Source organism: Flavobacterium sp. GNP008, from assembly GCF_056428965.1.
In genome coordinates this window covers 39,341-52,579 of record NZ_JBWJVL010000001.1, presented here as the reverse complement: position 1 = coordinate 52,579, position 13,239 = coordinate 39,341, and the positions used below count along the sequence as shown (strand labels likewise).

The following is a 13,239-nucleotide window of genomic DNA, read 5'->3' as shown; positions in this document are numbered from 1 at the left end:
TTTAATTACTTTTGGTTTTAAACCTTTACGATTTTCACTATGCCTTATAAAAGATTCAACTTCACAGATAATTCCGATAACGATTTACTAACTTTAGTAAAAAGTTTAATTTCTCATTATGATGTGGAGCTGAATATTATTAATAAAAAATATACAAACTTTGCACCTAAAGAATATGAAGACTTAAGCTGTCTACTGTCACATATTTATTTTACTTTCAAAGAAGATTTGGCAATAACTTTTAATAAATTTCAAATTACCAACTATAGAAATTCTGATATTTTTAATATTTACAGACCAATAGAATTAGCGTTTAAAAGTAAAACAGATACTCTATTTGAAAAAATATATCCTATCTTGAATAATAATTAAAGGACGAATGATTATCTATATCATCTAGATTGTCTTTAAACACTTTTCTAAAAAGTTCTAATTCTGCCGAATTGGTTTCTTTCATAGTTCTATTAAGATTATCAATATAGAAATTTGACTTATTGTCTTCCATTGTTTTGATATCTTCAGTGATTTCAACAACAACTTTATAAGGTATTTTTGTTTCTTTTAATCTTGCGTTTAGAAACTCAACTTCCGAGTTTATTTTTTTTGCCGTGTAGTATTCTTTTTTACTAATAACACCATAACTCTTTGTTTCTATATTTTCTATCATATTTATTGTTAATTTTATTATATATTTACTTACTTTTTATTTTTAATTATGGAGAAAACAAACATTGAACTATCAAGCAGTAAAATAAACCTTATATTTAAAAGTTTAGCTTTTGCTATAATTACCATTTTTATTTTTAACCACTTTGGTAGCTTTTATAACCGTTATGACAATTATCAATCTAATGATAATGCTTTAATTGGCTATGGAACTATAACTCCTGAGACAACAGTAATTTTAATTTATAAATCTCCTTTTGGCACAAAGTTAGAGCACTCTAAAATTTTTAAACCTGCCGATACTTGGGTTTCTGGGGAAGGTGTAGATTCATATTTTGTTAAGGGTGAATGTTATTTTATGGCATTAATACAAGATTTTTTATACGTTACTATTCTTAGTGTTTTAATATGGCTAGGCTTTTATTTCTTTTCTAAACATAAAATATCAATAAAATAATTTTAACTATGTATTTACAAGAAGAGATTTTTGATCTATTCAACAAGATAAGAGATAACGAAGATAGGGTAAATAGCACTTTTGATGATAGTGTTGACAAAATTAAATCTCTTTTAAGCGGAAAACTGAATAGCGAGCAGACTACAATATATTTAGATTGGTGTAATAATAAATGTCCAAAATTTAGAGAGGATTATATGTCAAATATTGGAGGAGTCTATACTGATGACGATTTTCAAAATCCTATCCTTGACATAGTTTTAGATATTGAGAACAATAATAGTTAAAAACCTCGTTTTGTACTTCTTCAAAAACACTTATATTTTTAAAAAGTTTTCTATGGACAGCATCTTCTGTTTGATCTCTTAAAATTAGATAAGCTGTACGTGCAAAAATGCTTTTATCTTTTTTCTCCAGAGCTTCATCAATATCTTTCTTATAGCCCCACTTATATATTGTTGCGTTCTCAAAGTCTGTTAACGCTTCTATATTGGCTTTGCGTTTTTGTCGGTCTTTTTCATAACGTATCACATTAAACTTTTCAATTACTTTTTCTTCAGCTTCTGTCATATCTCTTTTCGGCAGTTTTCCGTAATATTACTGCCAACGGTTCGCGGCTCTCACGATGTTTGGGATTAAATTAAGATTTATGTTCCGGTTAAACACTGATTTTTCAGAAATAAAACCATCTTTAAATTAAGCCCAATACCCAAATATCTTGAAGCCGCTGTTATGCCTTCGGTTTTTTTTCGGTTTCGCTTCCGCACCGTTTAAGTCGGAAGTATTTTAAATTATTTATTATGTCAAAAAAAATTAACTTAGTTATTCCTTTGGAGTTTTATGTAAAAATAGATTCTTTATCTAAGCTTTTAGAAGAGTCTATTGAATTAGAGAAAAAACTACTTGAACACAATTTAAAAATCTATTTAGTTCCGATAAATGGAATCCCAGTTCCATTAACAAATTCAGTAACAAGTTTGTAATTTATTTCTTTTACTTCTTCTATTTGTGTTTCACATAAAGAATTTTTAGAGACAAAATCATTTCCTAAGTCCTTTAATTTAACATCTAAATCTACAAGTATTTCTTTGAATGATTGTAATTGCTCGGCCAATCCTTTTAATTAATCAGTGTTTTCTGTAAAATTTCTTTTTACTGATTCAATTTCTTTTTCGGCTAGTACTTTATATTCTTTCATTTTTATGTTTGTTTACGGTTCTGTTAAACTGAGGCATAACGTCCCGATGCCTGTGGTCTGTTGTGTAAGTTCGTAACCCGAGTATTTTTGGCTTAACTAAAATATGATTACGAAACGATAATTCCACTAAATTCCACAATAGCCACAGACAGCTGTTACCATACGGTTTCTCTTTTCCACCGTAAAAGTGAAAAGTAAATTTAATCTTAAATATTATGCTTAATAAATTTATTATTTTGAAAAACAGATTGTCTTTTTGGTTAGATGATTTTATTAATGAATTGATTTTCTATTCATATTGTTTAATTGGCTTTTTGGCAATTCTATGTATTTTATATGAACTGTGCTTTTTTCTGATTGTTTTAAATACACTGTTAAAAAAAATGTTATAATTGCTAAAACGTAAACTATAAAACTTATTCCATCTTTAGCTTTATTAAACCTGTATTCTTTAAGAAAGTTAAAATATTATGGTGCAATTTATATCTGTTCATATTTCGGTTTTCAAAACTGTATGGTAACTTGTATATATGCGCTACAAAGTAGCGCATATACATCTCATTTTGGGTGGATAGGCGCTACTGACTAGCGTATTACTTTCAAATGTACACTTTAATTATTATCTTACAAATCATCAAAGGGACTTTTTATTTGCTGAATACTTTTGGTACTCACATGAGTATAGATTTCTGTGGTTTTACTACTATTATGGCCTAATAATTCTTGAATGTAGCGTAAATCAGTACCGCTTTCTAGTAAATGAGTAGCGTAACTATGTCTCAACCAATGTAGTGTAGCTGGTTTTGTTAATTGGGCTTTATATAATGCTTGTTTGAGTACTTGCTGTAAACTCCGGCTATCATAAGGAATTCCAGCGACTTGCCCTTCAAATAAATAAGTTTTTGGTTTGTAAATTTTGTAGTAATCTCGTAGCATTTCTAAAATTTTTGGACTCAATGGGACTATCCTGTCTTTTTTGCCTTTGGCATTTTTAAGCAATACAATATTCCGCATAGAATCAATGTGAACGGGCTGGAGCGCTAATAATTCGCCACAACGCAGGCCACAACTATAAATCAATGAAAGCATTGTTTTATGTTTGATGTTACTATGAGCGTTTAATATCAATTTTATTTCTTCTTTGCTTAATACATTGGGTAAAAGTTTAGCTCGTTTTGGTCGGTGAATTTTATCAACTTCAATTTTTGTTTCTCGGATGGTTCTAAAAAATAATTTGATGGCATTGACAATCTGATTTTGATAGGAGGCCGAAAGCTTATTTTTTAAAATATACTCATTGTTGTAGATAATTACATCCTCATTTGTGATTTCGAAAATGGGTTTCTCTCGGTAGAAAATCAAGAAAGATTTTAAGGCTTCGCTATAGGTAGTAATGGTACTTTCACTATAGCGCTTAGAACGCATCCATTGTTTGAATTTTTCGATTTGTATTATTCCTTCCGCCGAAAGGATCGTACTTGCTAAAGGTTCTAGTTTAAAGCGTCCTCTGTTTTCAATTGTATCTGGAATGTGCCAAACTGTATTTTGCTGGCTCCATCTCGCTCCTTCTATTTGTTTGATACGTTCGATTAAATCTGCATTTCTATCAAAGTAAACTGCGATTCTATTTTCGTTTCTATGCTTTATCAATTTTGCCACCCAAGTCATATCGTGTTGATTTTGAGATTGAAAGATACTAATTATTTTATAAATGATTTTGTTACAGCAAGGTTTCGTGTTGTATAACTGCTGTTTTGCGTGAGGGATTACTTCACTTTTTTGATATTTTTGATAGGAGTTCAGTGAACTTCGTTTGTAGTAAAAATCCTTTTAGGAAGCGCAGCGGAATAAAAGATTACTTCACAATATTTTTATTTTAAGTTGAGTTCAGTGAACTTGTTTAAAACGAATAGCCCGATTTTTTTAGGGCCAGCCCAAAATGAGTTGACAAATGCTAGTGCGATTTTTGAATGCTATAATTATCTAATTTTCTATCATGAAAGTATTGAAATTAGGGTTGTCAGGAAGGCACTTTTTCATTTTGTTGGGCGAAAAATATTTTTTGAAGTGGGTTTCAAATTAACCTATCTTTGCCAGCCGAACAATCGGGTGAAATACGTTACTATGAAGTTTGATTTATTAAAAAAAGATCCGCAGTCCAAAGCCAGAGCGGGAACTGTTACCACTGATCACGGTGTGATTGAAACTCCAATTTTTATGCCTGTAGGAACTGTTGGTTCTGTAAAAGGCGTACATCAACGCGAATTGAAAGACGATATAAACCCGGATATTATCCTAGGAAATACCTACCATTTATACTTGCGACCACAAACCGAAATCCTCGAGAAAGCGGGTGGTTTGCATAAATTCATGAACTGGGACCGTAATATTTTGACGGATTCTGGGGGGTACCAAGTGTATTCGCTTTCGGCCAACAGAAAAATTAAGGAAGAAGGCGTAAAGTTCAAATCGCATATTGACGGTTCGTACCACTTTTTTACACCAGAGAATGTGATGGAAATTCAGCGTACCATTGGTGCCGATATTATCATGGCTTTTGATGAGTGTACGCCGTATCCCTGTGATTACAACTATGCAAAACGCTCGATGAAAATGACCCACCGCTGGCTCGACCGTTGTATCAATCATTTAGATACGCAACCTTTTAAATACGGATACGAACAAACATTTTTTCCTATTGTTCAGGGAAGTTGTTACAAAGATTTACGCCAACAATCAGCAGAATATATTGCGAATTCCAATCAACAAGGAAATGCAATTGGTGGACTTTCAGTGGGGGAACCTGCCGAAGAAATGTATGCCATGACCGAAATAGTTTGTGAAATCCTACCCGAAGACAAACCGCGTTACCTGATGGGTGTGGGAACTCCTATAAATATTCTGGAAAATATTGCCCTTGGAATAGACATGTTTGACTGTGTAATGCCTACGCGAAACGCCAGAAACGGAATGCTATTTACGGCTAACGGTTCGATAAATATAAAAAATAAAAAGTGGGAAGATGATTTTTCTCCTATTGACGAAATGGGAATCACGTATGTAGATACTGAATATACGAAAGCGTATTTGCGTCACCTTTTTGCTGCCAATGAATACCTGGGAAAACAAATCGCAACGATACACAATCTAGGATTTTATATGTGGTTGGTTCGGGAGGCCAGAAAACATATCTTAGCGGGCGATTTCCGATCTTGGAAGGAAATGATGGTAAAAAATATGAACCAACGATTGTAAAATTAGTATGACAAATTGATTAGGAGTTAGTGTATAGCTCATAATTCATAATTCATATCTCATAATTCAAAGTATGTTAACAATAATAGACAAATACATCCTAAAAAGATATTTAGCCACTTTTGCGGTCATGTTGTTGTTGTTTATTCCCATAGGAATTGTTGTTGACGTATCAGAGAAAATCAACAAAATGCTGGAAAATAAAGTTCCGTTTTTAGAGATTGCGCTCTATTACTACAACTTTACCGTTTATTTTGCGAATTCCCTGTTTCCGATATTTTTGTTTTTATCCGTGATTTGGTTTACCTCAAAACTGGCAAATGATACCGAGATTATTGCTATTTTGAGCTCCGGGATTTCATTTACACGTTTCTTAAGGCCATATATTATTGGTGCTTCCATAGTTTCTGTTTTTGTTTTACTGATGGGATTTTTTGTCGTTCCGGCTGCCAGTGAAGGATTTAACAATTTTAGGTATACCTATCTAAAAGGAGGTGGTAAAGAAGCTATGCGAGGGGATAATACGGATGTGTACCGACAAATTAGTGATGATGAATTCATCTATGTAAACAGTTTCAATACTGAGTCAAAAACCGCTTTTAATTTTTCGTTGGAAAAATTTAAAAATGAGAAGTTAGTTCATAAAATTACGGCGAGCAGGATAAAATGGAATCCGAAGGACAGTACCTACACGATGTACGATTATACTAAAAGAACAGTGGGCGAACTAAATGATAAAATTGAAAAAGTAGCTCAAAAAGATGCTGTTTTTACTTTTGATCTGGAAGATTTAACACCAGTGATTTATATTGCCGAAACGCTGAGTTTAGGAAAATTGAATGCTTTTATTGCAAAAGAGCGAGAGCGAGGTTCCTCTAATATCAATGTGTACTTAGTGGTATTGTATAAAAAATACAGTGTGCCGGTTTCTGCATTTATTCTTACCATTATTGCCGTTGCAGTTTCTGCTATGAAACGTAGGGGCGGAATGGGAACCAATCTTGCCATAGGTATTGCATTGGCTTTTGCCTTTGTGTTTTTTGATAAGATTTTTGGAGTTCTAGCCGAAAAATCGAGTATTCCTCCAATGCTAGCGGTTTGGTTGCCCAATATAGCCTTTGGAATTTTAGCCATTTATTTATTACGAAATGCAAAACGATAATTTAAAAAGTTACTTAAACCTTCATTTAATTGTTTTTATTTGGGGTTTTACTGCCATTCTAGGCGCTTTAATTACTATTACAGCTGATGCTTTAGTTTGGTATCGCATGTTTTTTGCAGGTGTATTTTTAGCCATTTTTATACTATTTAAGAAAAAATCGTTTAAAATTCCTGTGAAATCTTTTCTTAAATTAATTTTTGTCGGGTTGTTGATTGCATTGCATTGGATCTTTTTTTTCAAAGCCATCCATGTTTCTAATGTGTCAATTACCCTATCGGTTTTCTCTTTGGGTGCGTTTTTTGCATCGCTATTAGAACCTCTTTTTTATGGTAGAAAAGTGTTGTGGTACGAAGTCTTCTTTGGACTAATTATTATTGCAGGTCTTGGGCTGATTATGAAGGTCGAAATAAATTATCTGGACGGAATGCTATATGCGTTGGCCTCTATTATACTGGGCGTTTTATTTACGTTGATGAACGGAAAACTGATAGCGGATCACGATCCTTCGGTAATCTCATTTTATGAATTCTTTGCAGGCGTTGTCTTTATTTCGATTTACTTTATAGTTCAAGGGAAGTTCACAGCAGACTTTTTTGTTTTGACTGCCAACAATTGGATTTTAATTCTGATCCTAGCTTCAATTTGTACCGCTTATGCCTTTACGGCCTCAGTCAAAGTAATGCAAAAATTAACACCCTATACCGTAATGCTGACTACAAATCTTGAACCGGTTTATGGAATTGTATTGGCGTATTTTATCTTGGGAGGTAAAGAGAAAATGAGCTTTGAGTTTTACATAGGAGCATTAATAATAGTGCTTACCGTAATCCTTAATGGCGCAATTAAACACTATCAAAAAGGCAAAACCCAATTAGATATTTAAACTTTTCCGAAGCGAATTTTTACACATTAATAGAAAAATAGCCGTTTTGAACGATTTAAAATTTTATATTTGCTGTTCGAAATAAAAACAAAAACGCAAAAATCCTATGGAATATTTAGATTTTGAGCTTCCAATAAAAGAACTAGAAGAGCAGTTAGACAAATGTCTTATTATTGGTCAGGAATCAGATGTTGATGTAACGAATACTTGCAAGCAAATCAACAAAAAACTAGAAGAGACCAAAAGAAATATTTATAAAAATTTGACCGCTTGGCAACGAGTTCAGTTATCGCGACACCCAAGCCGTCCGTATACCATGGATCACGTTCGTGCTTTGTGCGGGGATACTTTTTTGGAACTTTTTGGAGACAGAGGTTTTAAAGATGATAAAGCCATGATTGGTGGTTTAGGAAAAATTGATGGGCAATCGTTTATGATTGTGGGTCAGCAAAAAGGGTTTAACACTAAAACACGTCAGTTTCGTAATTTTGGGATGGCAAATCCGGAAGGATACAGAAAAGCATTGCGATTGATGAAGATGGCAGAGAAATTCGGTATTCCTGTTTTGACTTTGATTGATACTCCAGGAGCTTATCCAGGACTAGAAGCTGAAGAACGCGGACAAGGCGAAGCTATTGCAAGAAACATATTTGAAATGATTCGTCTAAAAGTACCTATTATTACCGTTATCGTAGGTGAGGGTGCTTCTGGTGGGGCTTTAGGAATAGGAGTGGGTGACAAGGTGTATATGATGGAAAACACATGGTATTCGGTTATTTCGCCGGAATCCTGTTCTTCTATTTTATGGAAAAGTTGGGAGTACAAAGAACTGGCTGCTGAAGCTTTGAAACTAACTTCTGCTGACATGAAGAAACAAAAACTAGTCGATGATATTATTCCAGAACCTCTGGGAGGAGCACATTATGATAGAGAGTCTGCTTTCAAAACGGTAGAGCAGTATATTATGAAAGGGTTTAATGAATTGAAAGACTTATCAACAGAACAATTAGTTGCTCAAAGAATGGAGAAATACAGTAAAATGGGGGAATATAAAGAGTAAAATCTTACAAATTAATAATTGATCCGAAGCCTCACCGTTTCGGATTTTTTTATGGTTATAAACAAAAAATAGTTAGTTATCAACAATTATTTGTAACAACTCAATACTAATAATTTTTTAATTTTTGCTACTTTCGCTTCATGGAAAACTTCAGAAATATCAATCCTGTGAAGGTTGATAAAACTACAATTATTAGTCTTGAAAAAGGGAAATTGCAGCCACAGGTACTCGATTTAGAAGAAGCAGTGCTTGGTGCAATGATGATTGATAAAAAAGGGGTTGATGATGTAATTGACATTTTGCAACCGGATGCTTTTTATAAAGAGGCACACAAACATATTTTTGAAGCTATCGTACAGCTGTTTACAGAAACACAGCCTATTGACCTATTAACGGTTTCAGCACAACTCAAGAAAAACGCAAAATTAGATTTGGCCGGAGGGGATTTTTATTTAATCCAGCTTACGCAAAAGATATCTTCTTCTGCACACATTGAATTCCATTCCAGAATAATTCTGCAAAAATTCATTCAACGTAGTTTGATTCGGATATCTACAGAAATAATTGAAGACTCTTATGATGAGACAACTGATGTTTTTGATTTATTAGACCGAGCTGAATCCAAGTTGTATGAAGTGACACAAGGGAATATCAAACGAAGTTCAGAAACCGCACAGAGTTTAGTGTTACAGGCCAAAAAAAGAATCGAGGAAATTGCCGGACAAGAAGGGTTAAGTGGTGTGGCAACTGGTTTTGATAAATTAGATAAAATTACTTCGGGTTGGCAGCCTAGTGATTTAATTATTATAGCGGCAAGACCTGCAATGGGTAAAACAGCATTTGTATTATCAATGGCCAGGAACATGGCTATTGATTTTGGTATCCCAGTCGCCTTATTTTCTTTAGAGATGGCATCGGTTCAGTTGATTACCCGTTTGATTTCCTCAGAGACAGGATTGTCGTCGGAGAAATTGCGTACCGGAAAGCTGGAAAAACACGAATGGGAACAATTAAGTACCAAAGTCAAAAACCTAGAAAAAGCCCCGCTTTTTATTGATGATACGCCCTCGTTATCGATTTTTGATTTAAGAGCGAAAGCGAGACGTTTGGTTTCGCAACATGGCATTAGAATTATTATTGTTGATTACCTGCAATTGATGACTGCCGGAGGAAACGGAAAAGGAGGAGGTAACAGGGAGCAAGAGATCTCTTCGATCTCTCGAAACTTAAAGGCATTAGCAAAGGAATTAAACGTTCCGGTAATTGCCCTTTCTCAATTGTCGCGGGCAGTTGAAACCCGTGGTTCTAGTAAAAGGCCTTTGCTTTCTGACCTTCGGGAATCTGGAGCGATTGAGCAAGATGCCGATATTGTATCGTTTCTATACCGCCCAGAATATTATAAAATTGATGAATGGGATGACGAGGAAGCCTCACCTACTGCAGGTCAAGCAGAAATAATGATAGCTAAGCACCGTAATGGAAGTATAGAAAACGTCCGGTTAAAGTTTATTGGACATTTAGGAAAGTTTGATAATTTAGAGGATTACAGCGGTAGTTACGATGATTTACCCTCTAGTATGAATCAAGAGGACAATCCTTTTATTACCAAAAATTTGCCCTCAGCTAATGAAGCCTTTGGGAGTAACTTGAATGATCCCGATGATGACAGTGATGTGCCTTTTTAAAATAAAGAGTATTTAAAGTGAGAAATGATAATAGCCTAAATTAAGTAAATGATTTAGGCTTTTTATTAGTATTATACCTCTGATGTGTTTTGTTACGACAATAAAAAACAGTAGCTTAGCAAAAGATTTTTTCCTTAATAAGTATAATCTAAAACCTAGAACGATGGTGCAAAAAGAAATTTCTGGAAGTGTTGAACAAAGTAACGTTATAAATGCAATTCCGTTAAAAACTGCCCAAAACTGGGCTAAACGTTGGGCCAAACAAGAGGGGAACTATAACCAACACCATCATGTTAAAGCTTTTCTAATTCCTAAAGTAGATGTGCTGGAAGTACTGAAAGAAGGCGTTGATGCAGTCAGAGCTTACCTTGGAGTGGATGATAATGGAGTCGAAAAATTGATGATTATTGGGACTAAACTAGATCCCTTAACGGGAGTTTATGTAGATATGATTACTGAAACTGAAGGGGATGGCGATACTGCAGCGGCTTCAGATGATATTTATGATTTTACACAACCGTGTCCAACGGCATGTGACCCTGAGAGCCCAATGTTTAAATAACCTACCTACATGTTAGTCCTACTTGCAAATATTGGGAATATACTTCTAATATTCAATTTAATTCTTTTCAGTATTGGATTTAGAAAACAACAAAAAGCTTTTAAGATTTTTGCGTGTTATTTAGGTGTAATATTTATTATTCAGATGGCTTCTAAGATTTTGATCAGTTTTCATTTTCAAAATTTATATTTGTCTCATTTCTATTTTATCGGACAATTTATTCTTTTAAGTTTTTTTTACTGGACTCTTTTAAAAAAAGAGTATCAAAAAAAAATAATTAAAATAAGTCTTATTTTATGTTTATTGGCATTAGGAATTCAATATTCAATTAGCACAGACTTATTTTTTAAATTTAATTTATTTGAGATTTTTATCACCTCATTTTTGATAATCATATTCACAACCTTTCATTTTTATAATTTGTTAAATGAAAAAAAAGAGTATTATTATATTAATATCGGGATACTAATGTATTTATTTGGCAGTACTGTATTATTTCTCGTTGGCAATTTGATGTCTTCACTGAGTCCAAAATTAAATTTAATACCATGGATTTTAAATGCTTTTTTGTACATTGTTTATCAATTATTTATTTTATTCGAATGGAAGAAAAGTTTTTCTAAAAAGGGAATAAATACTACTGTATGAAAGAGAATACATTGCATGAAAGTGTCGTCATAGAAGCGATTATTTATAGTTTTATCGCTTTCTTATTGATGGGTTTGGTATTAGTATTATTTTTTTATTTTTCACGAAAGAAAATCATTCAAAAAGAATTTGAGAAAAAAGATCTAGAAATTCAATACCAAAAAGAGTTATTGAATGCTGTGCTTATTACCCAAGAGGACGAGCGAAAGCGTATAGCCCAAGATCTGCATGATGATATAAGTTCTAAACTCAATATTGTTTCCCTAAACAGTCATTTGCTCACTACACCTAATTTAACTAAAAATGAGGTTAATGAAATTACGGCGAATATTATTAATCTTACAGCAAAAGCTTTAGATAATTCAAGAAAGATTGCATATGGATTGTTGCCTCCTGTTTTAGAAAAATTTGGGCTTCATGCAGGTGTAGAGGAATTGTGTTTAGAATTCAGTAGTTCCAAAGCTGTTATTGTGAATTACGAAAGTAGAGTTTTATTTGCAATTGCATACAATGACAGACATTTACACGTTTTTAGAATTTTACAAGAGTTGATGAATAATTCCATCCGTCACGGAAAAGCTACTGCTATCTCTATTCTTTTTGAAGAGAAAAATGGGTTGAGAAGTTGTCATTATACTGACAACGGAATAGGTTTTGATATGAAGAAAGATTCCAATAAAAAAGGACTTGGAATGAAAAATATTGAAAGTAGAGTTGCTTTTTTGAATGGGAATATAACTATTGACTCCGCCTTAAATAAAGGGATGAAAGTAAATTTTAATTTTTAAACATTGGAAGAAACTATTAAAATAATTTTAGCCGACGATGAAATTCTTTTTAGAAAAGGTATTTCCTTTCTGTTGGGACGCGAGAAAAAAATTGAAATTATTTTTGAAGTTTCTAATGGTGATGAGTTGATATCGTTTCTTCAGGACAATAAAAATCAACATCCAGATATCATTATCATGGATTTAAAAATGCCAGGAATTAATGGTGTAGAAGCAACTAAAATTATTCACAGTCAATATCCTTCAATAAAAATCATTGCGCTTACCAGTTATGACTCTAAGTCTTTTGTTGCCAATATGATTGATGTAGGTGCCGTTTCATATTTAATAAAGAACGCCACACCTCAAGAATTACTGACAACTATAAAGGAAGTTGCACTTAAAGGATTTTATTATAGTGATCATGTAATGAAAATTATTCAGGCTGATGTGTTGACTCTTAAAAAAACAAAAAGCATTTTTGATAATAACTTTCTCACTGTCCGAGAGACGGAAGTACTTAAACTTATTTGTTCTCAGAAAAGTACGGTTGAAATTGCAGAGGAACTTTTTATTAGTCCAAGAACAGTGGAAGGACACCGAAATAATTTGCTATTGAAAACAGAATCTAGGAATATTGCCGGTTTAGTAGTTTACGCTGTTCAAAATGAAATCATGACACTTGAGGTTTAGTTATTGCTTATCGTGAAGATGGAGCAGATTTATTCCAATTTTTAAGTACTTTAAAGCCTTTATACCTTTTTGTTATTTAATTTAAACTATTTTTTATTGGATTATTTTGTTTCAAATTGTATTTTATGTCTTTAAAATTTTGATGTTTTAAAGTAGATATTTAATACATTAAATGATTTTAATAGAATTCAGGACCCTCATAT

General features: G+C 33.0%; 15 protein-coding genes. 11 read left to right on the top strand and 4 right to left on the bottom strand.

Annotated elements, in window-relative coordinates; translation table 11 throughout:
• Positions 1 to 39: 39 nt before the first annotated feature.
• Positions 40 to 372 (top strand): hypothetical protein, encoded by a 333-nt coding sequence (locus AC0608_RS00270; RefSeq protein WP_478287714.1) that lies wholly within the window; start codon positions 40 to 42, stop codon positions 370 to 372.
• Here the strand turns inward: AC0608_RS00270 and AC0608_RS00265 are convergent.
• The gene (locus AC0608_RS00265; RefSeq protein WP_478287713.1) at positions 353 to 667 is read right to left on the bottom strand and encodes a hypothetical protein; all 315 of its coding nucleotides are present in this window, start codon (positions 665 to 667) and stop codon (positions 353 to 355) included. The genes AC0608_RS00270 and AC0608_RS00265 overlap by 20 nt on opposite strands.
• 48 nt (positions 668 to 715) lie before the next feature.
• On the opposite strand from AC0608_RS00265, the gene AC0608_RS00260 reads away from it, so the two are divergent.
• Positions 716 to 1,123 carry a hypothetical protein gene (locus tag AC0608_RS00260; RefSeq protein ID WP_478287712.1) on the top strand — a complete coding sequence of 136 codons (408 nt, stop codon included), beginning with the start codon at positions 716 to 718 and terminating at the stop codon, positions 1,121 to 1,123.
• An 8-nt stretch (positions 1,124 to 1,131) separates the two neighbouring features.
• A complete protein-coding gene (locus tag AC0608_RS00255) occupies positions 1,132 to 1,410 on the top strand; it encodes a hypothetical protein (RefSeq protein ID WP_478287711.1) in 279 nt (92 codons plus the stop codon).
• Here AC0608_RS00255 and AC0608_RS00250 read toward each other — a convergent pair.
• The 3 genes from AC0608_RS00250 to AC0608_RS00240 form a co-directional block, all read right to left on the bottom strand.
• A complete protein-coding gene (locus tag AC0608_RS00250) occupies positions 1,367 to 1,693 on the bottom strand; it encodes a hypothetical protein (protein ID WP_478287710.1) in 327 nt (108 codons plus the stop codon). The two genes, AC0608_RS00255 and AC0608_RS00250, sit on opposite strands and share 44 nt — an antisense overlap.
• A gap of 352 nt (positions 1,694 to 2,045) precedes the next feature.
• Positions 2,046 to 2,237: a hypothetical protein gene (locus AC0608_RS00245; RefSeq protein WP_478287709.1), complete on the bottom strand. Its 192-nt coding sequence runs from the start codon at positions 2,235 to 2,237 to the stop codon at positions 2,046 to 2,048.
• Positions 2,238 to 2,945: 708 nt separating this feature from the next.
• Complete coding sequence (locus AC0608_RS00240) at positions 2,946 to 3,989, bottom strand: tyrosine-type recombinase/integrase (RefSeq protein WP_478287708.1); 1,044 nt, start codon at positions 3,987 to 3,989, stop codon at positions 2,946 to 2,948.
• Positions 3,990 to 4,445: 456 nt separating this feature from the next.
• Here AC0608_RS00240 and tgt point away from each other — a divergent pair, with 456 nt between their 5' ends.
• The 8 genes from tgt to AC0608_RS00200 all read left to right on the top strand — a co-directional run bounded on the left by tgt (position 4,446) and on the right by AC0608_RS00200 (position 13,036).
• A complete protein-coding gene (tgt, locus tag AC0608_RS00235) occupies positions 4,446 to 5,576 on the top strand; it encodes a tRNA guanosine(34) transglycosylase Tgt (RefSeq protein WP_478287707.1) in 1,131 nt (376 codons plus the stop codon).
• Positions 5,577 to 5,649: 73 nt separating this feature from the next.
• A complete protein-coding gene (locus tag AC0608_RS00230; protein ID WP_478287706.1) occupies positions 5,650 to 6,738 on the top strand; it encodes an LptF/LptG family permease in 1,089 nt (362 codons plus the stop codon).
• Positions 6,725 to 7,621: a DMT family transporter gene (locus tag AC0608_RS00225; RefSeq protein WP_478287705.1), complete on the top strand. Its 897-nt coding sequence runs from the start codon at positions 6,725 to 6,727 to the stop codon at positions 7,619 to 7,621. Before AC0608_RS00230 ends, AC0608_RS00225 begins: the two co-directional genes overlap by 14 nt.
• A 106-nt stretch (positions 7,622 to 7,727) precedes the next feature.
• Complete coding sequence (locus AC0608_RS00220) at positions 7,728 to 8,681, top strand: acetyl-CoA carboxylase carboxyltransferase subunit alpha (protein ID WP_478287704.1); 954 nt, start codon at positions 7,728 to 7,730, stop codon at positions 8,679 to 8,681.
• Positions 8,682 to 8,821: 140 nt separating this feature from the next.
• Positions 8,822 to 10,366 carry a replicative DNA helicase gene (dnaB, locus tag AC0608_RS00215; RefSeq protein WP_478287703.1) on the top strand — a complete coding sequence of 515 codons (1,545 nt, stop codon included), beginning with the start codon at positions 8,822 to 8,824 and terminating at the stop codon, positions 10,364 to 10,366.
• Between the two features lie 163 nt (positions 10,367 to 10,529).
• Positions 10,530 to 10,928 carry a hypothetical protein gene (locus AC0608_RS00210; protein WP_417989411.1) on the top strand — a complete coding sequence of 133 codons (399 nt, stop codon included), beginning with the start codon at positions 10,530 to 10,532 and terminating at the stop codon, positions 10,926 to 10,928.
• Between the two features lie 644 nt (positions 10,929 to 11,572).
• The gene (locus tag AC0608_RS00205) at positions 11,573 to 12,364 is read left to right on the top strand and encodes a sensor histidine kinase (RefSeq protein WP_478287702.1); all 792 of its coding nucleotides are present in this window, start codon (positions 11,573 to 11,575) and stop codon (positions 12,362 to 12,364) included.
• A 3-nt stretch (positions 12,365 to 12,367) separates the two neighbouring features.
• Positions 12,368 to 13,036 (top strand): response regulator, encoded by a 669-nt coding sequence (locus tag AC0608_RS00200; protein WP_417958257.1) that lies wholly within the window; start codon positions 12,368 to 12,370, stop codon positions 13,034 to 13,036.
• Positions 13,037 to 13,239 lie beyond the last annotated feature (203 nt).